Consider the following 26,020-nt stretch of genomic DNA (forward strand, 5'->3'; position numbering starts at 1 on the left):
CGAAGCCTCTATGGTGTCTGTGCTGGCTTGCGCGGCCTGCCAGCGGATCTTGCGCATCAGCGATCGTCCAGCGCGTCAGCCGAACGTATGGCGGCTCAGCGGTATGCTGCGAATACGCTGGCCGGTCAGTTGCGCCACCGCATTGGCCACGGCGGGCGCCACCGCTGGCAGCGGCGGTTCGCCGATGCCGCCCATCTTCGCGCCGCTCTCGACGATACGCACATGCACCCGGGCCATGCGCGACGGCGGCAGGATCGGGTACTGGTCGTAGTTGCGTGCCCGCGGCATGCCATCGCGCCACACCGCTTCCTCCAGCAGCGCTTGCGACAGGCCCAGGGCCACGGCCCCGTTGACCTGGGCCTCGATGATCGCTGGGTTGACGATGCTGCCCGGATCGATCGCCTGCCAGATGTCGTGGACCTTGACCTGGCCGTCGTCGATCGACACCTCGGCGATCACCGCCGCCTCCGAGCCGAACGGCGAGGCCATGGCCACGCCACGGGCGCGCTTGCTGCCGTCCTCGGCGGTGAACGGGCCGCGTTTCCAGCCCCCGGACAGCTCGCCGACCGCCTGCAGCAGGTCGCTCAGGCGCGGGTTGTCGCGCAGTAGGTGCAGGCGCAGCTCGAAGGGGTCGTGACCGCCTTTGTCGGCCAATTCGTCGAGAAAGGCCTCGTAGAAGAAGTCGTTCAAGGAGTTACCCACGGAGCGCCAGTAGCCGAGCATGGCAGGCCCTTTGACGTAGACCTGGGCGATGCGCTTGTTGGCGATGGCATAGGCCTTGCCCGCCAGCCCTTCGAGCGCACTGGGGTCGAGTTTCTCGCCCTGCTTGCCGGCGATGGCTTCGGTAGGGCCTTCGGTGGCGCTCACGGCTTCCAGGGCCACCGGCAGGCCTTTGTCATCCAGCCCGGCGCGGAACTTGACCACGGCCATGGGGCGCAGGACATCGCGCAAGAACTCCTCCTCGCGGCTCCAGATCACCTTGACCGGGCGGCCGACCGCCTTGGCCAGCGTGATCGCCTGCGGGTAGGGATTGGCCGAGTCGTAAAGAAAATGCCGGCCGAAGAAGCCCCCCAGCAAGGGCGAGTGCAGGGTGATCCGCGCAGGCTCGAGCCCGGTGCGCTTGGCGATGTCGTCGCGGAACATGTCTGGCGCCTGGTTGGGCAGCCAGACCTCCAGCGAGCCGTCAGGGTTGAAGCGTGCCGTCGCTGACGGTGGCTCCAGCTGGGCATGGTTGAGGTACTGGTTATGGTAGGTGGCCTCGACCGTGGTCTTGGCGCTGGCCAGGGCAGCAGCCACATCGCCTTCCTTCTCGTCGTCGCGCCCTGGGCCGGGCTGGGCGGCCAGGTGCTCGCGCCAGGCGTCGCTGGAAAAGTCCTTGGGCATCGGCCGCACCTTCGAGTCCGGGCCCGGCTCCTGCCAGTCGACCTGCAGCGCCTCTGCTGCGCGTTTGGCATGCCACCAGCGTTCGGCGACCACCGCCACCGCGCCTGGCAACTGGTGCACCGAATGCACGCCCTTCATGGCCTTGACCTGCGCTGCGTTGCGCAGGCCGCCGACGGTCATGCCCAGGCGCGGTGCGTGCTGCACGGCGGCATGCAGCATGCCGTCGACCTTGATGTCGATGCTGTACTGGGCCTTGCCGGTGGACTTGTCGTAGGCATCGACGCGCTTGACCGGCTTGCCGATCCAGCGGAACTGGCTGGGGTCGCGCAGCTTGACGGTGGCCGGGTCCGGCACGGGCAGGTCCATGGCGCGCTCGGCCAGTTCGCCATAGCTGATGGTACGGCCCGAGGCGGCATGGACCACCTTGCCGGGCTCGGTGGAGAGCTCACCCAGCGGCACGCCGAAGTGCTCGGCGCCGGTCTGCAGCAACATGTTCCGGGCCAGGGCGCCGAGGCGGCGCATGGTCGGGTAGCTCATGCGTACTGACATGCTGCCTCCGGTGATGCGCATGCCGTTCTCCATGACCACGTAGGCCTCGCCGGGCGGTGCACTCTCGACCAGGAAGGTGGCCGGGTCGGCATCCAGTTCTTCGCCGACGATCTGCGCCATCGAGGTGTAGGTCCCCTGGCCGCCCTCCATGAACGGGCTGAGCAGGCGCACGGTGTTGTCCGGGCGGATCTCCAGGAAGGCAGGCACCTGGGTGCCACGCTCGGTGGTCGCGGCGGCGGCCTGCACACGGGCCGACCCCAGTGGCAGGCCGAAACCCAGTACCAGCGCACCCACGGCGGTGCCGGCGAGAAAGCGTCGGCGGGACAGGTTGACGGTTTCGCCCACGGGCAGGTGCAGCAGGTCTTCAGGGGTTTCGATGCGCGTCTTCATCAGGCCTTACCCCCTTGGACCAGGTCATGCATGGCGGCATGAATGGCGTTGTAGGTGCCGCAGCGGCAGAGGTTGACCATCGCGGCGTCGATCTGCTCGTCGCTGGGCCTTGGCGTGTGCTTGAGCAGCGCGGTCGCCGCCATCACCTGGCCAGACTGGCAATAGCCGCACTGGGCCACCTGGTGCTCGACCCACGCGGCCACGACCCGTTTGCCCACCTCGTCGGCTTCGATCGCTTCGATGGTGGTCACCTCACGCCCGACCACAGCGGCCGCCGGGGTGACACAGGCACGCACGACGTTGCCATCGACCAGCACCGAGCAGGCGCCGCACTGGGCGAGGCCACAGCCATACTTGGTGCCGGTCAGCCCCAGGTCGTCGCGAATCACCCACAACAAGGGCGTGTCGGCCTCGGCATCGACCTGATAGGTCCGTTGGTTGATTTTCAGCTCCATGGCTCACCCGTAATCAGTCGGTTGATGTGTCGATTTTTCTTGTAGGGAGGAGGGCCAAGCACGCCCAATCCCGAAACGCTAGCACAGCGTCGCTGGGCCAAGGCCTAGCCGCCATCGCTAGGACCTAGCGATGGGATTGATAAATCGCCTGCGCAGCTTCAATCCGCCAGCCGCAAGGCGTCGATCACCACCTGCATGGCCCGCGAGGTTTCCCGGTGCGCGGCGTAATAGAGGTGAAAGCCCGGAAAGCTGCGCCACCACTGCTCCAGCACCGGCAGGGCGCGCCCGGACTCCAGGTGCGGTCGGGCCAGGTCCTCGGGCACATAGGCCAGGCCATGGCCATCGAGCGCCGCATTGAGCACCTGGTAGATGCCATTGAACACCAGGCGGCCCGGCACGCGCACGTTCATCTCCTGCTCGCCGTGCTTGAGTTCCCAGGCATAGAGGTTGCCGTGGGTGGGCAGGCGTAGGTTGATGCACGCGTGCGTCATCAGGTCGGCAGGGGTTCGGGGGCGCTCGCGGGTGGCGAAGTAAGCGGGCGTGCCGATGATGGCCATGCCGAAGGGCGGGCCGATGGGCACCGCGCAGATGTTCTTGGCCAAGCCGTCGCCGAGCCGTACGCCAAAGTCGAAGCGGCCCTGGACGATATCGGTGAAGGCATAGTCGGCGTGCAGTTCCAGGTGCAGCCGCGGATGCTGGGCCAGGACTGGTGCCAGCTTGGGCCACAGCAGTGTGTCGATGGCATGGTCGCTGGCCGTGATACGCAAGGTGCCGCTGACCGTGTCGCCGAACTCGGCCACGGCGTGCAATTGCGCTTCGATGGCTTCGAGCCTGGGCGCCACCGAGGCGAGCAGACGCTCGCCCGCCTCGGTCACCGACACGCTGCGGGTGGTGCGCGTCAGCAGGCGCACGCCCATCTGCGCCTCCAGGGTGCGGATGGTGTGGCTGAGCATCGACTGCGACATGCCCAGTTGCGCGGCGGCACGGGTGAAGCTGCGTTCACGCGCCACGGCGACCAGGGCCAGCAATTGGCTGTAGGGCTCCTTGGCCATTGGCCGGTCTCCTCGGGTTGGCTGTTCCAGTGTAATGGGCGCTGACGTGGCCTGCCTCAGGGGCGGGCTGGCGGCGTCGGTCGGTGCCCCTGGGGAGCGCAGGGGGAGGGCTGGGTGATGTTCATTGGCTTCGCGGCCTGGAAATACGACAGGCGGTAGAGTCTAGGTATCAGCGGGGTCAATAAAAACCCGCATAAAGCGCATGTAGCTATGTATCAGATTGATAAGTCAGTCGAGACGCAAGGCGCCAATCAGCAACGCCATGGCACCGGAAGGCTGTCGGCGGCTGGGGTAGTACAGGTGCAGGCCCGGCCACACCGGGCACCAGTCGTCGAGCAGGCTGATCAGGTCGCCGGCCTGCAGGTGGGCGGCCAGCAGCTCCTCGGGCAGGTAGGCGACCCCCAACCCGGCCAGGGCGGCGTCGAGAATATCGAAGGTGGTGTTGAACACCAGCTGGCCTTCGACCTTGAGGTTCAGCGAGCGTCCTTCTTTGCTGAATTCCCAGGGCCACAGGTTGCCATGGGTGGGCAGGCGGATATTGATGCAGTTGTGCTGCAGCAGGTCCTCGGGCACTTGCGGTGCGCCATGGCGCGCCAGGTACGCCTTGCTGGCCACCACGGCGAATCGTGCATCGGGGGCGATGCGTACCGCGATCATGTCCTGTGCCAACGATTCACCCAGGCGCACGCCAGCATCGAAGCGCTCGGCGACGATATCGACGAACCCGTTGTCGGTGAACAGCTCGACCTTGATGCCGGGGTACTGGGGCAGGAACTGCTTGAGCTTGCTCATCAGTACCGTGCGCACCGCATGGTCCGAGGCGGTGATGCGGATCGTTCCGGTGGGGCTGTCGCGCAGGTCGTTCATGGCCTCGAGCTCGCCGTCGATCATTGCCATCTCCGGCGCCACCGTGCGCAGCAGTTGTTCGCCAGCCTCGGTGGGCGTGACGGTCCGTGAGTTGCGCACCAGCAGGCGGGCCCCCAGCCGCGTTTCGAGGGTGCGCACCGCGTGGCTGACGGCAGTCTGCGACATGCCCAGGCGGGCTGCGGCCTTGGTGAAGCTGCGCTCGCGGGCCACTTCGAAAAAGATCGGCAAGCCGGTGAAGGCGTCGCGCAGAGACTTGTGCTCCATGAGTGATGACCTCAGTGGCGTGGGGCAGGGGGCAACGTACGTGATTGGTGGGAAGTTTTGTAGTCCTGGCAGAGGCAGTGTCGGCTATCCCGCCAACCCACGGGATCAATAATTGAAGTCATGGCCCAACTGCCCCTGTACCCAATCGAGGAACTGTCGAACCGTCGACGACTCGGCATGCCCGCGCGGAAAGACAAGATGATGCGCGCTAACCGGGGTCGCCAGCTCTTCTGCGAATACGGGCACCAACTCGCCACGAGCGATGTAATCCTGGGCAAGAAGCGAACTCTCCAACGCGAAACCGTAGCCATGGCTCGCCGCCTCCAGGCTCATGTAGGAACGGTCGAAGCTGAGTGCAAACGGCGCCTGGGGAAGCGTTACGCCTTGCTGGGCGAACCATTGAGGCCACTGGACCAATGCCGCCTCCGAGAGGATCAGGTTTTGCCCCAACAGGTCACTGGGCTGCGTGATTGGCGTGCGCGCGAGCAGTGTCGGCGCGGCCAGTACCGTCGCGCGCTCGTGTCGAATGGTGCGCACTTCCAGGCTGGGCCAATTGGGATAGCCATGGCGGATATCGAGGTCAAGCTGGTGGCGACCGAAGTGCAGCGACTCGTACGAGCAGGACAGGTTGATCTGGATGTCTGGATGGCAGGTGCGAAAATGTTCGAGGCGCGGTAGGAGCCAGAGCAGGCCGAAGCTAGGCGCGGAGTGAAGGCGCAGACAATCGAAGCCGACCGAGCTGCCGGCACGCTCGGTGGCGCTCGCCAAGCTCTGCAGAATGCCTGAAACGTCACGCAGGTATTGCTTCCCGGCAGGTGTCAAGGAGACGCCGCGGGCCTCTCGGATGAACAAGGGGCGCCCGATCAGCGCTTCCAGGTTCGCGATCTGGTGACTGACGGCTGATGGGGTGATGTTCAACTGCTCGGCCGCTCGGGCAACGTTTCCAAAGCGTGCCACTTGCTCGAAGGACTGAATTGCTTTCAGCGCAGGGATCTGGGGCGGCTTTCTGAGTGAATCCTGGTTCATGATCTTTCCTGAAAGCAACGGCTGTGACAGAGGTTTTTACTCTGCACGGATAACTGCCTACAAGACAGGGCTGAATTTTTTTCAGCATCGGATGAGGTGCACTGCGTTGCTGCTCCCTCGCGCCTGCATGAAGCTGTGGCCATCGGTTCTGTGTGAACCGCCGCTCACGACAATAATCATCCGGAGCACTGCCCATGCTACTCGAAGGAAAATTCGCAATCGTCACCGGTGCCGCCTCTGCCCGCGGGATCGGCCGCGCGACCGCCCAAGCGTTTGTGGACCAAGGTGCCAAGGTCGCAATACTGGACATCGATGCGCAAGCGGCATCCGACGCCGCCGCGACACTCGGGGAAGGCCACATTGGAATTGCCGTGAACGTCGCCGATGAAGCACAGGTACGCGACGCCGTGGCGCAAGTGCTGGCCCATTTCGGCCGGATCGATGTACTGGTCAACAATGCCGGCATCACTCAGCCGGTGAAGACACTGGAAATCACCGGTCCTGACTATGACCGTATCCTCGATGTGAACCTGCGAGGTACGTTGTTGATGTCACAGGCGGTCATCCCGTCGATGCGTGCCCAAGGTTCCGGCAGCATCATTTGCATGTCTTCCGTCTCTGCCCAGCGCGGGGGCGGCATCTTCGGTGGTCCTCACTACAGTGCAGCCAAAGCCGGCGTGCTTGGCCTGGGCAAAGCGATGGCCCGCGAGCTTGGCCCGGACAACGTACGGGTCAATTCGATCACCCCTGGCCTGATCCATACCGATATCACCGGCGGACTGATGCAAGACGAACGCCGTCACGCCATCATCGAGGGGATTGCGCTTGGCCGGCTCGGTGAGGCGCGCGATGTCGCCAATGCAGCATTGTTCTTGGCCAGCGATTTGTCGAGCTATCTGACGGGCATCACCTTGGACGTCAATGGTGGGATGCTGATCCACTAGCCGTCCCGCCGTGTTCTGTATCTGAGCCCGGCCTGTTCCGGGCCATCAATAACAACAAGAGATCAGATCGACATGACCATATTGACGCTCGACGCGGCCTCGGCCGCGCGCAGCAGTGCCTACCGCAAGACGGCCTGGCGATTGATGCCTTTTCTCATGCTCTGCTACCTGTGTGCCTACCTGGACCGGGTGAATGTCGGTTTCGCCAAGCTCCAGATGATGGATGACCTGGCGCTTTCCGAGGCGGTATACGGGTTGGGTGCCGGGATGTTCTTCATCGGCTATTTCCTGTGCGAGGTACCGAGCAACATCATTCTGCACAAGGTCGGCGCGCGACGTTGGATCGCCCGTATCATGATCACCTGGGGCATCATTTCGGCGATGTTCGCTTTCGTCGAAACGGCCTGGCAGTTCTACCTCCTGCGCTTTTTGCTCGGCGTCGCCGAGGCGGGGCTTGCCCCCGGCCTGCTGTTGTACCTGACCTACTGGTTCCCCTCTTACCGACGGGCGAAGATGACCGCCCTGTGGTTCATCGCCATCCCGCTTTCGGGCATGGTCGGCGGGCCTCTGTCGGGCTGGATCATGGAACGCTTCGCCGGCGTGCAGGGCTGGGCCGGCTGGCAGTGGATGTTCGTGCTGGAAGCCATCCCTACCGTCCTGGTGGGTATCCTGGTACTGAGCTACTTGAAGGATGGCGTCGAGCAGGCCCATTGGCTCAGTGACGACGAAAAGGCCCTGGTGCGCAAGGAGCTGGCTGAAGACGAGCGGTGCAAGGTAGAGCATGGATCGGTGGCCGACTTCATCCGCGACCGTCGGCTGTGGCTGCTGGCCGGTATCTACTTCTGCGTCGTGATGGGCCAGTATGCGATCACCTTCTGGCTGCCGACACTGGTGCGCAATGCGGGGGTGAGCGAACCCTTGCACATCGGTTTGCTGACCAGCATCCCCTACCTGTGCGCCATCGTTGCGATGCTGCTGGCCGGACGCAGCGGCGATCGCCACCGCGAACGGCGTTGGCATCTCGCGATCCCCATGTTGCTTGGCGCGCTGGGCCTGAGCCTTGCCGCAGCCCTGGGCAGCAACCTCACCCTGTCGATCCTTGGCCTCTGTCTCGCTGCGGCTGGGGTCCTGTCCGCGTCGTCGCTGTTCTGGATGCTGCCTACCACATTGCTGGGCGGTGTATCGGCTGCGGCGGGTATCGCTGCGATCAACAGCTTCGCCAACCTTGCCGGCTTTTGCTCCCCCTACCTGATCGGGTGGGTCACTACGGCCCTGGGTAGCAATGCCATCGGCATGTACCTGATCACCGGCGTGCTGATGGGTGGTGCCCTCCTGGTGTTCCGCGTACCGGCAAACCTGGTCAATCGTTGATTCAACAAGGAGTCACTCATGACTGCTGTGCCTACCCACAACGAGGCGCTGCCCCTGGCTGTGCGCGCTCATAATATCCGACGTCATGCCCTGCGTATGGGCCAGGTCCAGGGCCAAGGCTATATCGGCCAGGCACTGGGTGCTGCGGACCTGCTTGCCGTGTCCTATTTCCATGCCCTGCGCATGGACCCAGGCAATCCTGGATGGGAGGCGCGCGACCGTTTCTACCTGTCCATCGGCCATTACGCGATCGCCTTGTACGCTGCCCTGATCGAAGCCGGGGTCATTCCGGAGCAGGAGCTGGAAACCTACGGTAGCGATGACAGTCGCCTGCCCATGTCCGGCATGGCTGCCTACACCCCCGGCATGGAGATCACCGGCGGCTCGCTTGGCCATGGCCTGGGCATCGCCGTCGGCGCCTGTCTGGGGCTCAAGCGCAAGGGCTCGGCGAGCTGGGTCTACAACCTGCTGTCGGACGGTGAGCTGAACGAGGGCTCCACCTGGGAGGCGGTGATGTCAGCCAGCCATTGGCGGCTGGATAACCTGATCGCCATCGTCGACGTCAACAACCAGCAGGCCGACGGCCATTCCAGCGAAATCCTGGCGTTCGAGCCGATCGTCGACCGCTGGCAGGCTTTCGGCTGGTACGCACAACGGGTAGATGGCAACGACCTCGACGCCTTGGTCCGGGCCTTCGATCAGGCCCGTGCCCACCCGGATGCGCAACCGCGGGTGATCATCTGCGACACCCGCATGGGCAAGGGCGTGCCCTTCCTCGAAAACCGCGACAAAACCCACTTCATCCGCGTCGACGAACACGAATGGGACCTTGCCTTGAAAGCGCTGGACGCTGGGAGCCAAGCATGAACACTGCGAATGTACCGAAGAAACGCCTGACCACGTCGGCGATGATCGCCTCCATCGCCGCCGAGGGCCAGCCTACCCGGTCGGCGCCGTTCGGCCATGCCTTGGCGGCCCTGGCTGAACAGCGCCAGGACATTGTCGGCCTGAGCGCCGACCTGTCCAAGTACACCGACCTGCACATCTTCGCCAAGGCCCACCCCGACCGCTTCTACCAAATGGGTATGGCCGAGCAACTGCTGATGAGCGCTGCTGCCGGCATGGCTCGCGAAGGCCTGACACCTTTCGCCACCACCTATGCGGTATTTGCCTCACGGCGGGCCTACGACTTCATTTGCATGGCCATTGCCGAGGAGAACCTCAACGTCAAGATCGTTTGCGGCTTGCCTGGCCTGACCACGGGCTACGGCCCAAGCCACCAGGCAACCGATGATTTGGCGATCTTCCGTGCGATGCCCAACCTGATGATCGTCGACCCTTGCGACGCGCTTGAAATCGAGCAGGCGGTGCCTGCCATCGCCGCGCATAAGGGACCGGTGTACATGCGCCTGCTGCGCGGTAACGTACCCTTGGTACTGGATCGCTACGACTACAGGTTCCAGTTGGGCAAGGCGCAGGTCTTGCGTGGTGGGCGAGATGTCCTGTTGATTGCCAGCGGGCTTATGACCATGCGCGCGCTGGAGGCGGCGGAGCAGTTGCACAAAGAGGGGGTGGACGTCTCGGTGCTGCACGTCCCGACCATCAAGCCGCTGGACGAGGAGACGCTGCTCGCCGAGGCACGCAAGCCGGGCCGCCTGGTCGTGACTGCAGAAAACCATTCGATCATCGGTGGCCTTGGCGAGGCGGTTGCAGGTGTACTGCTTCGCAACGGCGTCACGCCGACTTTCCGCCAGATCGCACTGCCGGATGCATTCCTGGATGCGGGGGCGTTGCCGACTTTGCATGATCGCTATGGTATTTCCACGGAGGCGGTAGCGCGACAGATCAGGGCTTGGCTGTAACGAATAATGCAGGGGCTGTTCCCTTTGGGCCTGTCTGCTGTCGATTGCAGCGGGTTGTGAACGTCTGTTAAGGACTCAGGTTTTATACACGAATACTATTTAAGGTAATACTAGACTCGGGATGGTCCGGTGCATGACCGAACCCGAGGTGTGGGATCGAGCTGAGCAATCAGTGACGATCGATACATGGGCGATGCAAGAGAGCCAGGCGTTATCCTGGCTCTCTTGTTAATTGCTACCGTCATTTAAAGTCCTTCGTTACCGCTGATGGTTTGTTGGGGTCGTCCTTGACGTCCCGTTGTTCTTGTTGTCGCTGAGCGATCTGCTGTTGCTTCTGCTCCACACCGCCATCACCCCATAGGCGCGCTTGCTCCGCTAGAAAGTTCTGCTTGAATTGCCTGGCTCGCTCAAAGCCGTCTTCAGCATAAGCCGTGCCCATAAGACCAAGCAGCATGCTGCCAACCGCGAGGGTTTTTACAAGTTTCATGATTGTTCTCCATCGTTACCAGGCTCGCCGGGATGGCGGCCTTCGCTAACGGGTAGTTTGAAAAGGCGAAGCTGACGACAAGGTGAGCCGACAGTTGCAATTGCGTCATTTCGACCGATGCACAACGACTGACCCTTGGCGTGGTGTTCGCCGTCTGTGTTCCCCCCAGGCCCACCCTGGTCTTCGCAACCTCTCCCCGCTCGCTCTGTGTGGGCAAGGGGCGGCCTTGACCGCTCGCCAGCGGCGCGATGGCGAGTTTTCGGACAAGTGCTTTAATCTGATTGATGTTCATGAAGCCTGCTCCGGCTGTTTCGAAATTGGAGTTTTTCGACGGATTCAGCTTCTCACCGAAGGCGTGTTTTAAAAATACAACGGCGGTGGTGCAACAGTTGTAGTAGCCGCAGCGTGAGTGGCCAACATGACAAGACTGCGTGAACTCCAGATGGCTGCCGTTGAACTTTTCGGTTTACCACAGCGTTTTTCTTCCGCGCGGGACGAGCAAGGCTTCCTCGACACCCAGGCCATTGAAAACCTCAGAAGGCGACGCTTGTTCATGTTCGTCGCCATTGCTGTTTGGGCAGGTTTTGGTTATTGGGATTATTACCACTACATCAGCCACGAACACGTCCTGTCCCGGACGGACTTTCACGGGATCCTGGTATGGCGGGTGGTCGGCACGCTGGCGATAGCCGCAGTGACCGTGGTGTCGTTCACCGCACGTTTCGAGGATGAGCGCTGGGTGAACAGAAGTGTGGTGGTCACGGTATGTTTCACCCAGACCTGCCTGGTGGCCATGGTGCAAATCGTGCCGGCGCCGTTGAACTACAACTATTATTTTGTCGGCATCGTACTGGTTATCTTCTTTCAGCATGGCACCTTGGCACTGCTGGCTCGTTATTCTTTGTTCAGTACGGGTTATTGCGTGCTGTTGTTCCTGCTGCAGGAAATCGCCACCGGGGTTTTGCAGATCAACTTCTTTCCCGCCATGTTCTATTTGCTGGCATTTACCTTGGTGGGGTGGACGATCAGTGTGCGCGCCGAGAAGGTTGCCCGGGAGGGGTATCTCAAAACCCTGGCCCTGAACAGGAAGAATGAAAGCCTCGAGCAGGCCAATAGCCGGATCCGCCGCGAGAAGCAGAAAGCGGACGATGCGTTGAAGGCCTTGTTCGACCAGGAGGCGAGGAAAGCCGCGCAGATCCGCGAAAAGGCCGAAGCCAGCACGCGCTTCGTGCGCGCGGCCTACCATGACACCATGCAGCCCTTGGCCTCGATCGCCTCCTTGGCGTTCGCAGGGGAGCGCATTGTCGAGCAGGGCCAGCATGATCGCCTGCGTGAGGTCTTCCGGGATATAGAGGCCTCTGGCCGGGAAATCAGCGCCCTGTTCACAGGCCTGCGTGAAGTGTTCACCAGTGGTGAGTCGCAACCGGCCATCGAGCCTTTTTCCTTGAACGAACTGATGACGGAACTCGAGTGCCTGTACATGCCTTCGGCGCAGGCCAAGGGCCTGCGTCTTCGATTGCCCCAGCGCCGGCGGGATGCCGTTCTCAATTCTGATCGGGCGATCTTCAAGCGGATCTTGGGGAACCTGATCTCGAATGCCATCAAGTACACGGAGCGTGGCGGCGTCCTGGTGGGCAGTGTGGCGGGCAGAACGACCTTGCGCATCGATGTGGTCGATACTGGCATAGGCATCCCCGACGCCTTCAAACGCAAGATCTTCGAGGAGTTCTTCCAAGTCGATAACCCCAACCATGACAGCCAGCGTGGCCTGGGGCTTGGACTTTCGATCGTGAAAAACTTCATCGACCGGCTCCCGGGGCATCGGCTGACCTTCGCAAGCCGGCCCGGACACGGCAGCCGTTTCTCAATCGATTGCCCGCTGTACCAGGGCGATGAGCCGCCGTTGGGCGCCAGTGCGCCCGCTGTGCAGGTCAACGGGAAAGACCTGGATATCACCGGTGCCTATGTGCTGCTGGTCGACGATGACAAGCGCATCTTCGACAGCCTGTCGAAATCCCTGACCTTGCAGGGCGCCATCGTCGTCACGGCCGAGGATCGGGCCTCGCTGCAGGCGGCGCTGGAGCGGGCGCCTGACCGCTACCCGGACCTGCTCATCTGCGATTACACATTGCACGACGGCCTGGTTGGCGTGGCGCTGATCGAGCACGTCAGGGCGTTCTACGACTGGGCCCAGGTGCCGGCGATCCTTTACTCGGCGGAGCTGTTGCCACGGCCGCTGGATGACGATTTCCTCTCCCGGTCGGTCAGCAAGGGTGAAAGCGCGGCAACATTGATGGCCGCCGTTCAGCAGCTCTTGTTCCGCGGCCGGCAGGCCAACGCTGGCGAGGCGGGGGAAGACAGCACCCCCAGCACCTGACCGGTCTTGGCGAACAAGCCTTGCAAGCCGTAGAGGTCGATCACCCCGAACTTGCTGTAGAGCTTGCTCAGGTACTGGCGCACGTTGACCGGGTTGATCTCCAGGATCGCCGCGATCTTCCAGGGCGCATTGCCTTGCAACGCCAGGCGCAGAATGTCGAATTCGCGAGGCGTTACCCCCAGGTCCTTGGGGCCTAGCGGGGTGACGGGCCGCTCCTGGAGGGGAAGGGAAGGTGCCGGTGCCTGGCCACCTTTGCCGATCGCTTCGCTGGGCAGGTACACCCCGCCGCTCAGCGCACGGTTGATGGCTTCCAGCATCGCCTCATGAGCACTGGACTTGGGCACGTAGGACGACGCTCCCCGACGCATGACCTCATCGACGAAGCGCCGCTCGGATTCGGCCGACATGACGATCACCGGGGCCACCACACACCTTGCGGGGTCGGGGTCAGACGGCTCCTCCCGGCCGGATTTGAACAGGGACAACAGGCTCAGGCCATTGTCTGGCGTGAGGTCGTTGCTGGTGGGGGAGGTGGGGATGCAGAGGTCCAGGAAGATCACGTCGAAGGCTTGGCTGCGCACCAGCGCCAAGGCTTGCGACGTGCATGAAGCTTCCAGGACCTGAGCGTCATGGTGAACGGCCTGGATAAGGCTTTTGACCCCGGCTCTGAGGATGCCGTGGTCATCTATCAGCAGAATGCGCATCGGCCGTCTCCGGGCGGGGCGGGTTTGCATGCAGTATCGCTGAGACGGAGGGATCCGTATCTACTACGGCTGTAGTGGGTCAGGGCGTGCTGGGCGTGGGTGAACACGCTGGCACAAGTACGATGCTGCGCGCAGCACCTGCCTCACCGCTGGTGCCGCGTTCGAGCAGATAGCGTGCCGGCGGCTTGCCCATCGCCTTGCGGAACATGGTGACGAAGCCGCTGGCGCTTTCATAGCCCAGCGCCAGCGCAACCGTCTGCACGCTCTCGCCCCTGGCCAGGCGTTGCAACGAAAGGATCACGTGCAACTGCCGCCGCCAGCGGCCGAAACTCATGCCGACTTGCTGCAGCAACAGCCGGCTCATGCTGCGTTCGCTCATGCCGATGCGCCTGGCCCATTCACCACTCGGTGTTTTGCTGGCCGGATCGGCCAGCAGCATTCGCGTCAACTGGCGCAGCCTGCGGTCGCTCGGCGTCGGTAGATGCAGGTCTTCGACGGGAGCTTCGCACAACTCGTCCAGCAAGGTCGCGATCAACCGCGCCTGCGGACCCTGCTCGGCGTACAGCGTTTCGAACCCCGTCGCCTTGAGCAGCAATTCGCGGAGCAAGGGCGACACGGCCAGGGTGCAACAGGCACTAGGTAAACCTTCGATGGCCTGCGGTTCGACGAACAGGCAATAGCACTCGGTTTCTCCCGACCCCCGGACCGAATGCAGCATGTCGCCCGGGATCCACAGTGCGCACTGCGGTGGCACGATCCACAGCCCGGTCTCTACCTCGCAATTGAGGATGCCTCGCACCGAGTAGATCAACTGCGCCTTGCGATGGCGGTGAGGTGCGTGCTCCCAGTCCCTGCCCACCCAGGAGGCATTCAAGGCGATGACCTGACGGGCAATGCCATCGATGTCCCACGAATGCGGGCTGTCCTCTGTGGCAGTCGGCTGCACGATGCTTGTTCCTGTGGAAGGCGGATGCCTTTGGCCGAAATGAAAAACAGAATGACAAGATTATGCAATGACGTCCACGGGGAGCGTCGTTATTGTGCAACGGCGTCGTCGACGCCTTGTTTTTTCAGGAGCCAACCCAGAGGACGAGCCCGATGCTTTTGAATTCCACCTATTTCCCGTTGGTCTGGATGAAGATTGGCGGTGCCGGCATCGATACCGGCGACGAGGGCTTTGCCGCGTTCGAAGCGCTGTTGGCCCGCGAGGAGCCTTTCGTGTTACTGGATGCGGAAAACGCAGACCGGCAGGCGCATGAGCATTCCCACGAAGAACGCAAGCGATTGTCGCTCTGGATGAAGCGTCACAAGGCCGCCTTGCGCGCTTTCGTCAGAGGGCAGGTGCTCGTCGAGCCCGATGCTGAAAAACAGAAAGCCGCCAGGTCGTTCGCCAGCACGTTCGAAGCCTTCTGGGGCTATCCGCTGTTGGTAGTGAACACCGAGGAAGAAGCCTTCAAGGTCGCGGATCAACTACTGGCGAAATGAACGGCGGAGCGATAGCGCCATGGGCCTGGTTGCAATCAACACAGTGGAAATCGACTCGGCCAATGGGGCGGCAGCGAACCTTCGGGGGAGGCTGGAAACACTGCTGCAAGCGCTGAATCGCACGTCCGGCTGCGTGGCTTATACCTTGGCTCGCCGGGAGTCCTCGAGCGAGGCCTGGATCATCACCGGACATTGGGACTCGGTCGAGCGCATGACCGAGCACTTCCACCTGCCCTGCCTGGCCACGCTGTTCGAACTGGCAGCGCAGCGGCGTTTGTCGAGGTTGTGCTTTACAACATTTCTGCTTGCCCCCTCTCCTTGAGCGAACGCCATCCTGCGCCTGTCACTGGCCAGGTGTAGATAGCCTCGCTCCACGAAGCTCCTGACGCTACCGAGCAACGCCGCGAGCCCGATAAAAGGCACCTCCATCAGTGTTCGTGGCCGCTAGTATCAAGGATCCTGATACTCCGAACACACCTGCTGTTTTGCTGATTGTGCAGCCGTAGACTCATTCGCAACCGGCCACCCGGGCCGGCCCACAACTACTACAAGAAGCAAGTGGAGACACGAATGAGTAGTCCAGTTTCGTTCGAAGACCTCCCCCTGAGCCGCTTCCACCTGCGGACGGTGTTCAGTGGCACAGGCGGTCAATTCAGTGACGGATTCGTGCTAGGGATCATCGGCATCGCGGTCAGCATGGCGGCGGGGCCGTTGCAATTGAATGCGCTATGGATGGGGCTGCTCGGCGCGGCGTCATTGGCGGGCCTGTTCCTCGGCAGCCTGTTTGCCGGGCCATTGGCCGACAAGTTCGGCCGTCGCACCATCTTTGCCTGGGACATGCTGTTGTTCGCAGGTATCTCGGCCTCGCAGTTCTTCGTCACCTCACCGGAGCAGTTGCTGGTGCTGCGTCTGCTGCTGGGCCTGGTGCTGGGCTTCGACTATGTGGTGAGCAAGTCGCTGGTCACCGAGTTCGCCCCGCGTCGTTACCGTGGTCGCCTGCTCAGCGTGCTCGCGGCAGCCTGGGCGGCGGGGTACGTGGCGGCCTACCTGGTGGGCTTCGCCATCCGTGATATCGGCCCGGACGCCTGGCGGGTGATGCTGGCGTTGAGCGGTGTGCCGGCGTTGCTGATCCTGCCGCTGCGCCTGGGCGTGCCAGAGTCGCCGATCTGGCTGGTGGCCCGTGGCCGTAGGGAGGAAGCGCTGGCCATCGTGCGCGCCAAGTTCGGCCCGAACGTGAGCCTGCCGACAGCACCCGTCACGCCAAGCAAGCGCGGCGGTTTCAACGAACTGATGAGCAAGCGCTGGCGCAAGAACACCCTGGTCGGCTGCGTGTTCTACACCTGCCAGGTGATCCCGTTCTTCGCCCTGGGTACGTTCTCGCCCCGGGTGCTGGAAGCGCTCAACGTACAGGACAAGTTCGTCGGCGGCCTGGTGTACAACGTGCTGCTGATGATCGGTGCGCTGCTCGGTTTGCTGATCATCGACCGCATCTCGCGCCGGGCATTCCTGGTCGGCACCTTCTACCTCAGTGCCGTGGGCCTGGCCGCGCTGGCCTGGGCCGGCCTCGGGCCGCTGGGCACCATCATCGCCTTCGGCTTCTTCGCCTGCGTGCTGGCGGCAGCAGTCAACCTGGAGTTCGTCTACCCCGGCGAGCTGTTCCCCACCCACCTGCGGGCCTCGGGTATCGGCATGGCGGTGGCCGCCAGTCGCTTCGGTTCGGCTTTCGCCACCTTCTTGCTGCCGATCGCCGTGCAGCACCTGGGGGTGCATACGGCGCTGGGAGTGTGCGTCGGTGTGCTGGTGTTCGGCGGGGTGTTCTGTCACCTGTTCGCCCCCGAGACCAGCCAGGAGCAGCTTGCAGCGGTCAGTCCCGAGGCCCAGGCTGCGGCCACGGCCGATGAGCGGCCGGCCAACGCGCACTGATCCGCTAACGCTAAAAAGGAAGATCCCATGCCAGCCAATCGACTGATCGACATGCACGCAGTACAGGTGTTCATCGCCGTGGCCGAGGAGGGCAGCATGTCGGGCGCGGCCAGCCGCATGGGGATCTCCCAGTCCGGGGTGTCGCAAATGGTCCGCCAGTTGGAGGACGAGTTGGGGGTCGTGCTGGTCGATCGCACCACGCGGCCATTGACCCTGACCCCCTTCGGCCTGGCCCTGCGCAACCGTGGTGCGCTGCTCAGCGAGGAGCTGTCCAACCTCAAGGCCCAGGTGCTGGATGCCGGGCGCGGGGTAAAGCCCGACCTGCGCATCGGCCTGGTCGACTCCTTCGCCGCCACCTGCGGCTCGATGTTCACCCGGCAGATGCTCGGCCAGGTGACGCAGTTGTCGGTGCGCACAGGCTTGAGCCCGCAGCAGGGCGAGTCGCTGCTGCGCCGTGACCTGGACCTGATCGTCACCAGCGACCCACTGATGGATGCCAACGACGTGATCCGCTACCGCCTGTTCACCGAACGCTACTTCGTGATCACGCCCAAGACCCTGGGCAAACAGCTGCACAGCATCGAGGACGTCCGTGCGCTGGCCAATGTGCTGCCGGTGGTGCGTTTCAACCGCACCTCGCAGGTGGGCCGGCAGATCGAGCGGCACCTGCGCAGCCTCAACGTGCGCGTACCCAACCGCCTGGAGCTGGACAACGCCGACGCCCTGACCGCCATGGTCGCCGAGGGTATCGGTTGGGCGGTGACCAGCCCCATGTGCTTTCTCCAGGCCTTGCCCTGGGTGGATAACGTCACCGCCCACCTTGCACCCGAGCTGAACCTGGAGCGCTCGCTGTACCTGGTGGCCAGACGCAATGAATACGGCGCCTTCTTCGCAGATGCCTGCGAGTCGGCGCGTACCGTCATCTTCGACTCCTTCCTGCCGCGCCTCGAGGCGCTGGGCAAGGGGGTCGAGGCTTTAGTGAAATTCGATGAGGGAACTACCTGTGAGTACTTTTGACCGTGTCGACGTGCGCGTCGAACAGGACTATGTGGGCGATGTGCAGATTCCGGCAAGCAAGCTCTACGGCGTGAACTCCGTACGCGGGTTCGACAACCTGACCGTCTCGCCGCTGACCGTCGCCCATTATCCGGCGTTGCGCGATGCCTTCGCCCAGTGCAAGTGGGCCGCGGCCCTGGCTAACCTCGACTGCGGTGTGATCGGCGGCACCCAGGCTGAGGCCATTGCGCAGGCCTGCCAGTCGCTGATCGCTGGTGAGTGCGACGACTCGCTGATCGTCGACCTGATGGAGGGCTCGGGCGGAACCTCGACCAATATGAATTTCAACGAGGTCATCGCCAATCGCGCCCAGCAGTTGCTCGGCCATGCCGCCGGCAGCTATGACGTGGTGCACCCCAACGACCACGTCAACATCTCCCAGTCGACCAACGATGTGTATCCGGCGGCACTGAAGATCGCCACCCATGCCATGCTCGGTGGGTTGATCGAGCAGGTGAAATTGCTGGCGGCCGTATTCGAGGCCAAGGCCGTGCAGTTCGCCGACATCCTCCATCTGGGCCGCACCTGCCTGCAGGATGCCCAGCCCATGCGCCTGGGCCAGCTGTTCTCCGGCTACGCCTCGCTGACCCGCCGCCTGGCCGATGAGCTGGTGGCCGTGCGCGGCAAGCTGCGTACCCTGCCGCTGGGCGGCACTGCCATCGGTACCGGCTTCGGTGCCCCGGCCGACTACCGTGCGGCGGTGTACCAGCACCTGGCACGCATCACCCAGGTGGAGTACCTGGCCCCGGCCAACCCGTTCGATGCCATGCAGAACATGGACGTGTTCGCCCGTGTCTCCGGCGAGTTGCGCACCTGCTCGGCGTCGCTGGCGAAGATCGCCGCTGACCTGACCAAATTGTCTTCCGGCCCGGTAGGTGGCCTGGGCGAGCTGAAGCTGCCGGAAGCCCAGGCCGGTTCGTCGATCATGCCCGGCAAGGTCAACCCAGTGCTGCCGATGGCGATGATCCAGCTGAGTTTCGCAGTGATCGGCAACGACGTCGCCGTGGCCCAGGCCGTGCAGTATGGCGAGCTTGAGATCAATCACTTCGAGCCTGTGGTGGCCTCGCGGGTGTTCGACAGCATCACCTTGCTGACTCAAGGCATCGAACGTTTCCGCGACAAGTGCGTGGCTGGTATCCAGGCGGATGAGGCACGCAATCTGGCGCATCTCACCGACTCCATGGCCGTGGCCACTGCCCTGGTGCCGCGCCTGGGTTATGCCCAGGTCAGCAAGCTGGCGCGCCAGTCGGTGAACGAAGGTCGCTCGCTGCTGGCGATCATGGCCGAGTCGGGAGTGATGACTGAGGCCGACGCGATAGCGGCCATCGAGAAGGCGTCGTACCCGGTGTTCGAGGGGCGGTGATCGATAGCGCATTAGCGCTATCACAGCAGGCCAGTGGGGGTGTCCCCTGGCCTGCCGAACACTTATTCGCTTTTCTGAATCAAGGCTGCCCAGCAAAATATGCCCCCAATGCCTGAGCACCCATACAGAAAAGAGGAGAGGTTTGCGTTGAGTGTGGAAAATAGACCCGTGCGCTTGGATGCGGGCGAGGTATGGGGTGGCTTCAAGCAGCTTCTGCCCATTTCCCTGTTCGTCGTTGTCTTCGGTGTCGCCTTCGGCCTGGCTGCGGCCCAGACTGGGCTGGACGATGTATCGACGCTACTGATGAGTGCGTTGGTGTTTGCCGGCGCGGCGCAGTTCGCTGTTCTCGATATGTGGGGAGCGCATGTACCGATCGTCCCGCTGGTCATCACGGTGTTCGCGATCAACGCCCGGCACCTGCTGATGGGCGCGACCCTGTATCCCTGGTTGAAGGACCTGCCCCGGGCCAGGCGCTACGGGGTGATGCTGGTGGTGTCCGATGCCAACTGGGCGATGTCGATGCAGGCCTTCAACCGCGGCAAGCCTGGCCTGGGGCTCTTGTTGGGTGGGGGCATCGCGTTGTGGTCGGCCTGGGCGCTGGGCAGTTGGCTGGGCCTGTACTTCGGTAGCGCGATCCAGGACCCGGTCAGCCTGGGGCTCGACATGGTGATGGGATGCTTCCTGCTGGCAATGGTGATCGGTGGGCAAAAGAACCTGCGCATGCTGGTTATCTGGAGCCTTGCGGCGTGCTCATCGCTCCTGGCGTACGCGTACCTGCCTGAAAACAGTCATGTGGTGGTCGGGGCATTGGCCGGTGGTGTGCTGGGAGCACTCTGGATGGAGAAGAAGCAATGAGTATCGAAAGCACAGGCCTCGGCACGTTCGTCATTATCCTGGTCATGGCGGTGGTGACCCTGGCCACGCGCTGGGGTGGCGTTTTCGTGATGTCGTTCGTGCCGATCAACTACCGCGTGCAGCAGTTCATCAATGCCATGTCGGGTTCGGTACTGGTGGCGGTCATCGCCCCGCTGGCGGTGACGGGCGACATGGGCGCGCGTCTGGCCTTGCTGGCGACCGCGGTCGTCATGCTGTCGCTGAGAAAACCGCTGCCGGCGATTGCCGCAGGCATCATCGTGGCGGCAATCGCCAGGCAGTTCTGAAGGACGGCCCTGACTCCACCGGTGTACGGCAAGGGCTGCGCCCTTGTTCGCGAGCAAGCTCGCTCCTACAGGGGCCTGCCTCAACCGTATGTTCTCTGCGCGACAGCTCAGTCCGAAGGGCAGGGTGATCCCTCATAAGCACAGTGATGAATGACAGAAGGGGGAGCGGCCTTGTGGCGCGAAAGGGGCGCGCAGCGGCCCAGTGACCGGTATCCACCAGTTCGCCGAGGGCAGATCAACGGCACGCGTGTGATATTGCGGGTATGCACTTGGTTGTCGTGGCAGAGCCGGTAGGCCGAGCACGGTAGGGTATTCTCGACCTTGCTCGTCCACTGGCCACCCCTGTTCTGGTACACGCTTCCCAAGTGTCGCGAACAGACACGCAAACGGCGTTAGCGGAAGGTTCGGTGGGCAAAACCAGCACGTACATTGCTTGTCGAATCCACGCTGGATAACAAAGAGAAGAACCACCACTCCCAGCCCTTCCACCCGCTCGATCACGTTACAACTGTCGAAAAAAGCCTTTCATACCCAGTGTTCTTCGGGCGCTGCGCGCTGCCCTGCTGCGCCTGGAATACAGCGACTTCTAGCAATAAGAAAAAGAAGCACGAGGACGTAGTCAAAATGGATAAGCAACATTCCCCCGCCCGCATTTCCCGAATGTTCGTCATCGGTGGCGCCTGTATCGCCCTGCTGATCGGCTCCGGCTTCGCCACAGGCCAGGAAATCATGCAGTACTTCGTGGCCTACGAATATGCCGGCCTGGCCAGTATCGCGCTCATGTTCCTGCTATTCACCTACGTGGCACTGAGTTTTGTCATGGCGGGTTACGAGCAACAGTTTTCCGCACCCAAAGACATCTTCAGGTATTACTGCGGCAAGCCTATCGGGACGTTCTTCGACTACTTCTCGGTGTTGTTCCTGTACATGTCGTTCTGGGTCATGATCGCTGGCGCGGGGGCGGCCCTGAACCAGCAGTTCGGCTGGCCCAACTGGTATGGCGGCGTCCTCATGGGCGGGCTGACCCTGGTGACGCTGTTCTTCGGCTTCAACCGCCTGATCAGCGTGGTGGGCTCCATCGGCCCGCTGCTCTCGGTGCTGGCGATCGTCATCGGCGTGGCGGGTGTGCTCATGGCACCTGAAGGCCTGGAGCAGTACCCGGCCACGCTCAAGCCCCTGGTGGAGGACAAGACCGTCCTGCAGGCCGGCAGCAGCTGGTTCACGGCGTGCCTGTCCTATGTCGGCTTCTGCATGATGTGGCTGGCGGCCTTCATGACCAACCTGGGCAGCACCAGCAACAATCGCGCCGAGGCCGGTGGCGGCGCCGTCCTGGGCATGGTGCTGTTCTCCCTGGCGGTCCTGGCCATGATGCTCGGCCTGGCGGCGCACCTGGAGGATGTGGCCAGTGCGCAAATTCCTTCGCTGATCCTGGTGGAAAAGCTGAGCCCCAGTCTGTCTGGCCTGGTGACGCTGGTCATCTTCGCGGCCATCTACACCACAGCGGCTTCGCTGCTGTGGGCGCCGGTGAAGCGTTTCGCGCCGGATGAATTCAGTGCCCGGCACCGTGGGCTGCTGTGCGTGCTCTGCGTGGTCGGCACCGCCGTGGGCTTGAACGTACCCTTCGATGCGTTGATCAACGTGGTGTACGTGCTCAATGGCTATATCGGCTTCTGCCTGTTGTTCCTGATGCTGGTGACCGACTTCAAGCGGCGCGTGTTGAAGCGTTCGCCCCAGGTGATCGGGCAAAACTGAACGTTCGCCCCCATGCCAGTCAGTTAAGCGTTACTGACTGGCATGGGGGCGAACCTGTCGTCTTTTTTTCACTCAGTCCTCAGCGGGCCGGGCGCACGCCGAGCGTGACCGTGACTTGCCGTAGCCATGTTCCAACGCCATCAGCGCCGGCAGGTCGAGGATCTCCACGACGCGCCCACGCAGGCGCACGATTTCCAGTTGCCGCAGGTGCGCGATGCCCCGGCAGACGGTTTCCAGGCGCAGCCCCAGGTAGGAGGCGATGTCTTCCCGCGACATGCGCAGGACGAAACCGTGGGCCGAATAGCCCCGGTTGACGAAGCGCCTGGACAGCCCCACCAAAAAGCTCGCCAAGCGTTCCTCGGCGGTGAGGTTGCAGATCATCAGCACGCGCTCGTGCTCGCGGACGATTTCCCGGCTGAGCAGGCGGTTCAGGCTTTGTTGCAGGAAGGGGAACTCACGGGCCAACGCTTCCAGGCGCTGGTAGGGGATGGGGCAGACCTCGCTGTCTTCCAGGGCGATGGCATCGCAGACATGGCGGTTGGTGCTGATCGCATCCAGCCCCATCACATCGCCCGGCATCCAGAAGTTGATGACCAGACCCTGCCCCTCGGCATTGGTGAGGCTGGTCTTGAAGCTGCCGAAGCGTATCGCGTAGAGGTACTGCAACGGGTCGTTGGCGTGGTACAGGCCGCAACCTTTCCTGACCCTGATGCGCTGGCCGATCAGCGCGCTGAAGCGGCCATTGTCCTGCTCGGGCAGGCCGGTGGGCAGGCACAGCGAGCCGACCCTGCAGCCCTTGCAGACAGAGGCGAGCGGGTGCAGGTGGATCGGCGGGGCCGCGGCATCCTGGGGCGGTTGTTCGATGAGCCTGGCGTTGATCCGCTCGTACATGTCAGGCCTCCGTCGGGTGCGCGCGGGCACTTGGGCGGGGCAGGTGATCCGGGGGGACCGGGCAAGGAGCGATCATCGCCAGGGAATGCGGGGCGTTGAGGCGGCTGTTCAAGCGTTCCACGAACTGGCGAGCCTCCTCGTGGCTGTTGAAGGCCACGCGCCACAGGTCCATGTGCACCCACCAACGGCCCTGTCGTGGGTGCTTCTCGATATAGACGTTCATCGGCCATCCTCCGCGTGGTTGCGCCAGGCCAAGGCCTGTGAGGTTCAGACGTACCTGTACATGCACATTCGATGAAGCGTGACAGCGTCCATGCCCAGCGTGGCAGGAGGATTCAGGGCGTGATCGCCACCTTCATGACCCCATCGCGCTGATGGGCGAACAGTTCATAGGCCGCCTCGATATCGTCGAGTTTGAAGCGGTGCGTCACCAGCGGCGACAGGTCGACGTGGCCGCTGGCGACCACTTGCATCAGGCGGCGCATGCGCTCCTTGCCGCCCGGGCAGAGGGTGGTGACGATGCTGTAGTCGCCGAGCCCGGCGGCGAAACCGTCCAGCGGAATGCGCAGGTCGCTGGCGTAGACCCCGAGGCTCGACAGCGTGCCCCCTGGACGTAGTACGCGCAGGGCCGACTCGAAGGTCGCCTGGGTGCCCAGGGCCTCGATCGCCACGTCGACCCCACGGCCGTCGGTGAGGGCCATGATCTGTTCCACCACGTCGCCCTGCTTGAAGTCGACCACATGGGTCGCGCCGAGCTGGCGTGCCACGGCCATGCGTGGCGCGATCGAGTCGATGCCGATGATGGTCGTGGCGCCCATCAGGCGTGCCCCGGCGACCGCGCACAGGCCGATGGGGCCGAGGGCGAACACGACGACCGCGTCACCGATCTTCACGCCACCGCGTTCGGCGCCGGAAAAGCCTGTGGACATGATGTCCGGACACATCAGCACCTGCTCGTCGGAAAGCCCGTCGGGAATGGGCGAGAGGTTGACCATGGCGTCGGGCACCAGCACGTACTCGGCCTGGCAACCGTCGATGATGTTGCCGAACTTCCAGCCCCCGGTGGCCTTGAAGCCATGCCGGGTGCCCGGCCCATCCTGGGAGGCGCAGCCGCACAGGCAGGCGTTGCTGTGGCCGCTGGGGGTGATCGCCCCGGCGATGACCCGCTGGCCTTCGCTGAAGCCCTGGACCTGGGCGCCCAGTTTCTCGATGACCCCGACCGGTTCGTGGCCGACGGTCAAGCCCTTGGCCACGGGGTACTCGCCACGCAGGATATGCACGTCGGTGCCGCAGATCGTGGTGGTGGTGATCCGCACCAGCGCATCGAGGGGGCCCACGTCGGGAATGGGTTTCTCGTCCAGCACGATTCTGTTCTTGTCGACGAAGATCGCAGCTTTCATGCGAGCCATGGCAACGCCTCCTGATCCGTGATCGGCATTCGAAATGTTCACCTAGCGTGCGCCAAAACCCTGGGCATCCATTGACCGGTGTCAATGTTTCGCTCGGGATTGGCCGGTCGCGCGCGACCGTATGTCGGCCCGCTAGGTGCCGATGCGATCTTGATACAGGTCAAGCGGGCAGCAGGGCGGAGGCGCAGCATCGAAGCACGACTCCCGAGCATGAGGTGCGCCATGGCCGACCAACAACGACTGCTGCTCATCGCCTCCCCGCTGATGCAGCATACCCCCGCCCACGAACGGGCCGCGGCCCTGGCCAAGGCCAAGGGCATGGCCCTGCACATCGTGGCGTTCGACTACCTCGAAGGGCTGGCCACGGCCGGGCTGGTGGATGAGCAGGCCCTGGCGGCGATGCGCCAGGGCTACCTGGAGCGACACCGCCAATGGCTCGAGACCCAGGCCGTGCCGCTGCGCCGCAACGGGCTCACGGTGACCACCGAGGTCGTCTGGGTGCAGGATGTGCTCGATGAAATCCTCGCCCACCTGCGCGAGTATCCGTTCGCCATGCTCATCAAGGATATCGAGCAGGCGTCGCGCCTGCAGCGGGCGCTGTTCACCACGCTCGATGTCCGGCTGCTGCGCGAGTGCCGGGTGCCGCTGCACTTCGTCTGTGCCACCCGGCATGCCCTCCCGCGCAGGGTGCTGGCGGCTGTGGACCTGTCGCGGCCGCAAGACCAGTACGAAGGGTTCAATGACCGCATCATCAGCGAAGCCTTGAAGCTGGCCTTGCAATGCAATGCGCAGATGGAGCTTCTCTACGTCTACGATCTGGGCACCATGTACCAGGAGGCCGAGACCCTTGCCCGGCGTTCGTTCCTGTTCGACGCCAACGCCGCCGAGACCTTGCACGCGGCGCAGGGTGACGAGTTCAATCAGTTGGCCGAACGCAATGGCATTCCTCCCGAGCGCTGCCACATGATCATGGGCGACCCGGCCAAGGTACTGACGTTGTTCGTCGGGCATCACGATATCGATGTGGTGGTGATGGGGCGGACCCACCATCGCGGCGTCGCCAGGTATATCGGCAGCACGGTCGAACGGATGCTGTACAAGTTGCCGACCAGCGTGCTGGTGATCACGCCGGAGCAGGCGGTGGTGTGAGCGACAGGGGCCGCTTCGCGCCCCATCGCCGGCAAGCCGGCTCCCACAGAGTCCCTACAAACCGCATCATCTAGGGTACGACTCGTACCTTGTGGGGGCCG

The 26,020-nt window shown here is 63.3% G+C and carries 25 protein-coding genes; 14 read left to right on the plus strand and 11 right to left on the minus strand.

All coding sequences use genetic code 11. The features are described 5' to 3' along the window. Positions 1-75: 75 nt before the first annotated feature. From NJF35_RS02380 to NJF35_RS02400, 5 genes are all read right to left on the minus strand, one after another. Positions 76-2,322 carry a xanthine dehydrogenase family protein molybdopterin-binding subunit gene (locus tag NJF35_RS02380; protein ID WP_225787421.1) on the minus strand — a complete coding sequence of 749 codons (2,247 nt, stop codon included), beginning with the start codon at positions 2,320-2,322 and terminating at the stop codon, positions 76-78. Next, entirely contained in the window at positions 2,322-2,777 is a 456-nt protein-coding gene (locus tag NJF35_RS02385) for a (2Fe-2S)-binding protein (RefSeq protein ID WP_253090639.1), read from the minus strand. The genes NJF35_RS02380 and NJF35_RS02385 overlap by 1 nt, the downstream gene beginning before the upstream one ends. Before the next feature lie 158 nt (positions 2,778-2,935). After that, on the minus strand, positions 2,936-3,829 hold the full coding sequence (locus tag NJF35_RS02390; protein WP_225787423.1) for a LysR family transcriptional regulator: 894 nt from the start codon (positions 3,827-3,829) through the stop codon (positions 2,936-2,938). Positions 3,830-4,057: 228 nt separating this feature from the next. Further along, on the minus strand, positions 4,058-4,960 hold the full coding sequence (locus NJF35_RS02395) for a LysR family transcriptional regulator (RefSeq protein ID WP_225787424.1): 903 nt from the start codon (positions 4,958-4,960) through the stop codon (positions 4,058-4,060). A gap of 105 nt (positions 4,961-5,065) precedes the next feature. After that, the gene (locus NJF35_RS02400; RefSeq protein WP_225787425.1) at positions 5,066-5,986 is read right to left on the minus strand and encodes a LysR substrate-binding domain-containing protein; all 921 of its coding nucleotides are present in this window, start codon (positions 5,984-5,986) and stop codon (positions 5,066-5,068) included. 194 nt (positions 5,987-6,180) lie between these two features. On the opposite strand from NJF35_RS02400, the gene NJF35_RS02405 reads away from it, so the two are divergent. The 4 genes from NJF35_RS02405 (at position 6,181) to NJF35_RS02420 (ending at position 10,163) form a co-directional block, all read left to right on the plus strand. Continuing rightward, positions 6,181-6,930 (plus strand): SDR family NAD(P)-dependent oxidoreductase, encoded by a 750-nt coding sequence (locus tag NJF35_RS02405; RefSeq protein WP_225787426.1) that lies wholly within the window; start codon positions 6,181-6,183, stop codon positions 6,928-6,930. Positions 6,931-7,002: 72 nt separating this feature from the next. After that, a complete protein-coding gene (locus NJF35_RS02410) occupies positions 7,003-8,301 on the plus strand; it encodes an MFS transporter (RefSeq protein WP_225787427.1) in 1,299 nt (432 codons plus the stop codon). A gap of 18 nt (positions 8,302-8,319) precedes the next feature. Then, positions 8,320-9,168 (plus strand): transketolase, encoded by an 849-nt coding sequence (locus tag NJF35_RS02415; protein WP_225787428.1) that lies wholly within the window; start codon positions 8,320-8,322, stop codon positions 9,166-9,168. After that, entirely contained in the window at positions 9,165-10,163 is a 999-nt protein-coding gene (locus NJF35_RS02420; RefSeq protein WP_225787429.1) for a transketolase family protein, read from the plus strand. Before NJF35_RS02415 ends, NJF35_RS02420 begins: the two co-directional genes overlap by 4 nt. Positions 10,164-10,404: 241 nt before the next feature. On the opposite strand, the gene NJF35_RS02425 is transcribed toward NJF35_RS02420, so the two are convergent. Next, positions 10,405-10,650, minus strand: a complete 246-nt coding sequence (locus NJF35_RS02425; RefSeq protein WP_253080958.1) for a hypothetical protein — start codon at positions 10,648-10,650, stop codon at positions 10,405-10,407. 418 nt (positions 10,651-11,068) lie between these two features. Here NJF35_RS02425 and NJF35_RS02430 point away from each other — a divergent pair, with 418 nt between their 5' ends. Then, on the plus strand, positions 11,069-13,027 hold the full coding sequence (locus NJF35_RS02430; protein ID WP_253090640.1) for a hybrid sensor histidine kinase/response regulator: 1,959 nt from the start codon (positions 11,069-11,071) through the stop codon (positions 13,025-13,027). On the opposite strand, the gene NJF35_RS02435 is transcribed toward NJF35_RS02430, so the two are convergent. Together NJF35_RS02435 and NJF35_RS02440 are read right to left on the minus strand one after the other, a co-directional pair. Continuing rightward, positions 12,955-13,731 carry a response regulator transcription factor gene (locus tag NJF35_RS02435; RefSeq protein WP_225787432.1) on the minus strand — a complete coding sequence of 259 codons (777 nt, stop codon included), beginning with the start codon at positions 13,729-13,731 and terminating at the stop codon, positions 12,955-12,957. The genes NJF35_RS02430 and NJF35_RS02435 overlap by 73 nt on opposite strands. 79 nt (positions 13,732-13,810) lie before the next feature. After that, on the minus strand, positions 13,811-14,677 hold the full coding sequence (locus tag NJF35_RS02440; RefSeq protein ID WP_253090641.1) for an AraC family transcriptional regulator: 867 nt from the start codon (positions 14,675-14,677) through the stop codon (positions 13,811-13,813). A gap of 152 nt (positions 14,678-14,829) precedes the next feature. On the opposite strand from NJF35_RS02440, the gene NJF35_RS02445 reads away from it, so the two are divergent. The 8 genes from NJF35_RS02445 (at position 14,830) to NJF35_RS02480 (ending at position 22,470) form a co-directional block, all read left to right on the plus strand. Then, positions 14,830-15,216 (plus strand): hypothetical protein, encoded by a 387-nt coding sequence (locus NJF35_RS02445; RefSeq protein WP_225787434.1) that lies wholly within the window; start codon positions 14,830-14,832, stop codon positions 15,214-15,216. Between the two features lie 19 nt (positions 15,217-15,235). After that, the gene (locus tag NJF35_RS02450; protein ID WP_225787435.1) at positions 15,236-15,538 is read left to right on the plus strand and encodes an antibiotic biosynthesis monooxygenase; all 303 of its coding nucleotides are present in this window, start codon (positions 15,236-15,238) and stop codon (positions 15,536-15,538) included. A gap of 248 nt (positions 15,539-15,786) precedes the next feature. Further along, positions 15,787-17,139, plus strand: a complete 1,353-nt coding sequence (locus tag NJF35_RS02455; protein WP_225787436.1) for an MFS transporter — start codon at positions 15,787-15,789, stop codon at positions 17,137-17,139. 27 nt (positions 17,140-17,166) lie between these two features. Continuing rightward, a complete protein-coding gene (locus NJF35_RS02460) occupies positions 17,167-18,156 on the plus strand; it encodes a LysR family transcriptional regulator (protein WP_253090642.1) in 990 nt (329 codons plus the stop codon). Further along, positions 18,143-19,558: an aspartate ammonia-lyase gene (locus NJF35_RS02465; protein WP_253090643.1), complete on the plus strand. Its 1,416-nt coding sequence runs from the start codon at positions 18,143-18,145 to the stop codon at positions 19,556-19,558. The genes NJF35_RS02460 and NJF35_RS02465 overlap by 14 nt, the downstream gene beginning before the upstream one ends. A gap of 147 nt (positions 19,559-19,705) precedes the next feature. Continuing rightward, positions 19,706-20,413 (plus strand): AzlC family ABC transporter permease, encoded by a 708-nt coding sequence (locus NJF35_RS02470; protein ID WP_225787439.1) that lies wholly within the window; start codon positions 19,706-19,708, stop codon positions 20,411-20,413. After that, positions 20,410-20,718, plus strand: coding sequence for an AzlD family protein (locus NJF35_RS02475; RefSeq protein WP_225787440.1), 309 nt, complete (start codon positions 20,410-20,412; stop codon positions 20,716-20,718). The genes NJF35_RS02470 and NJF35_RS02475 overlap by 4 nt, the downstream gene beginning before the upstream one ends. Positions 20,719-21,342: 624 nt before the next feature. Continuing rightward, on the plus strand, positions 21,343-22,470 hold the full coding sequence (locus NJF35_RS02480) for a hypothetical protein (RefSeq protein ID WP_225787441.1): 1,128 nt from the start codon (positions 21,343-21,345) through the stop codon (positions 22,468-22,470). A gap of 72 nt (positions 22,471-22,542) precedes the next feature. Here NJF35_RS02480 and NJF35_RS02485 read toward each other — a convergent pair whose 3' ends face one another. The 3 genes from NJF35_RS02485 to NJF35_RS02495 form a co-directional block, all read right to left on the minus strand. Beyond that, complete coding sequence (locus NJF35_RS02485; RefSeq protein WP_225787442.1) at positions 22,543-23,361, minus strand: helix-turn-helix domain-containing protein; 819 nt, start codon at positions 23,359-23,361, stop codon at positions 22,543-22,545. 1 nt (position 23,362) lies between these two features. Further along, positions 23,363-23,584: a hypothetical protein gene (locus tag NJF35_RS02490; RefSeq protein WP_225787443.1), complete on the minus strand. Its 222-nt coding sequence runs from the start codon at positions 23,582-23,584 to the stop codon at positions 23,363-23,365. A 112-nt stretch (positions 23,585-23,696) separates the two neighbouring features. After that, positions 23,697-24,770, minus strand: coding sequence for an NAD(P)-dependent alcohol dehydrogenase (locus tag NJF35_RS02495; protein WP_225787444.1), 1,074 nt, complete (start codon positions 24,768-24,770; stop codon positions 23,697-23,699). Between the two features lie 222 nt (positions 24,771-24,992). Here NJF35_RS02495 and NJF35_RS02500 point away from each other — a divergent pair, with 222 nt between their 5' ends. Then, positions 24,993-25,919 (plus strand): universal stress protein, encoded by a 927-nt coding sequence (locus NJF35_RS02500; protein WP_253080935.1) that lies wholly within the window; start codon positions 24,993-24,995, stop codon positions 25,917-25,919. Positions 25,920-26,020 lie beyond the last annotated feature (101 nt).

It is taken from the genome of Pseudomonas guariconensis (genome assembly GCF_024127895.1).
Classification (GTDB): Bacteria; Pseudomonadota; Gammaproteobacteria; order Pseudomonadales; family Pseudomonadaceae; genus Aquipseudomonas; species Aquipseudomonas guariconensis_B.

Coding starts and splice junctions, on each gene's coding strand:
- NJF35_RS02380 (WP_225787421.1), bottom strand. CDS start 2,322: ATGAAGACGCGCATCGAAACCCCTGAAGACCTGCTGCACCTGCCCGTG.
- NJF35_RS02385 (WP_253090639.1), bottom strand. CDS start 2,777: ATGGAGCTGAAAATCAACCAACGGACCTATCAGGTCGATGCCGAGGCC.
- NJF35_RS02390 (WP_225787423.1), bottom strand. CDS start 3,829: ATGGCCAAGGAGCCCTACAGCCAATTGCTGGCCCTGGTCGCCGTGGCG.
- NJF35_RS02395 (WP_225787424.1), bottom strand. CDS start 4,960: ATGGAGCACAAGTCTCTGCGCGACGCCTTCACCGGCTTGCCGATCTTT.
- NJF35_RS02400 (WP_225787425.1), bottom strand. CDS start 5,986: ATGAACCAGGATTCACTCAGAAAGCCGCCCCAGATCCCTGCGCTGAAA.
- NJF35_RS02405 (WP_225787426.1), top strand. CDS start 6,181: ATGCTACTCGAAGGAAAATTCGCAATCGTCACCGGTGCCGCCTCTGCC.
- NJF35_RS02410 (WP_225787427.1), top strand. CDS start 7,003: ATGACCATATTGACGCTCGACGCGGCCTCGGCCGCGCGCAGCAGTGCC.
- NJF35_RS02415 (WP_225787428.1), top strand. CDS start 8,320: ATGACTGCTGTGCCTACCCACAACGAGGCGCTGCCCCTGGCTGTGCGC.
- NJF35_RS02420 (WP_225787429.1), top strand. CDS start 9,165: ATGAACACTGCGAATGTACCGAAGAAACGCCTGACCACGTCGGCGATG.
- NJF35_RS02425 (WP_253080958.1), bottom strand. CDS start 10,650: ATGAAACTTGTAAAAACCCTCGCGGTTGGCAGCATGCTGCTTGGTCTT.
- NJF35_RS02430 (WP_253090640.1), top strand. CDS start 11,069: ATGACAAGACTGCGTGAACTCCAGATGGCTGCCGTTGAACTTTTCGGT.
- NJF35_RS02435 (WP_225787432.1), bottom strand. CDS start 13,731: ATGCGCATTCTGCTGATAGATGACCACGGCATCCTCAGAGCCGGGGTC.
- NJF35_RS02445 (WP_225787434.1), top strand. CDS start 14,830: ATGCTTTTGAATTCCACCTATTTCCCGTTGGTCTGGATGAAGATTGGC.
- NJF35_RS02450 (WP_225787435.1), top strand. CDS start 15,236: ATGGGCCTGGTTGCAATCAACACAGTGGAAATCGACTCGGCCAATGGG.
- NJF35_RS02455 (WP_225787436.1), top strand. CDS start 15,787: ATGAGTAGTCCAGTTTCGTTCGAAGACCTCCCCCTGAGCCGCTTCCAC.
- NJF35_RS02460 (WP_253090642.1), top strand. CDS start 17,167: ATGCCAGCCAATCGACTGATCGACATGCACGCAGTACAGGTGTTCATC.
- NJF35_RS02475 (WP_225787440.1), top strand. CDS start 20,410: ATGAGTATCGAAAGCACAGGCCTCGGCACGTTCGTCATTATCCTGGTC.
- NJF35_RS02480 (WP_225787441.1), top strand. CDS start 21,343: ATGGATAAGCAACATTCCCCCGCCCGCATTTCCCGAATGTTCGTCATC.
- NJF35_RS02485 (WP_225787442.1), bottom strand. CDS start 23,361: ATGTACGAGCGGATCAACGCCAGGCTCATCGAACAACCGCCCCAGGAT.
- NJF35_RS02490 (WP_225787443.1), bottom strand. CDS start 23,584: ATGAACGTCTATATCGAGAAGCACCCACGACAGGGCCGTTGGTGGGTG.
- NJF35_RS02495 (WP_225787444.1), bottom strand. CDS start 24,770: ATGGCTCGCATGAAAGCTGCGATCTTCGTCGACAAGAACAGAATCGTG.
- NJF35_RS02500 (WP_253080935.1), top strand. CDS start 24,993: ATGGCCGACCAACAACGACTGCTGCTCATCGCCTCCCCGCTGATGCAG.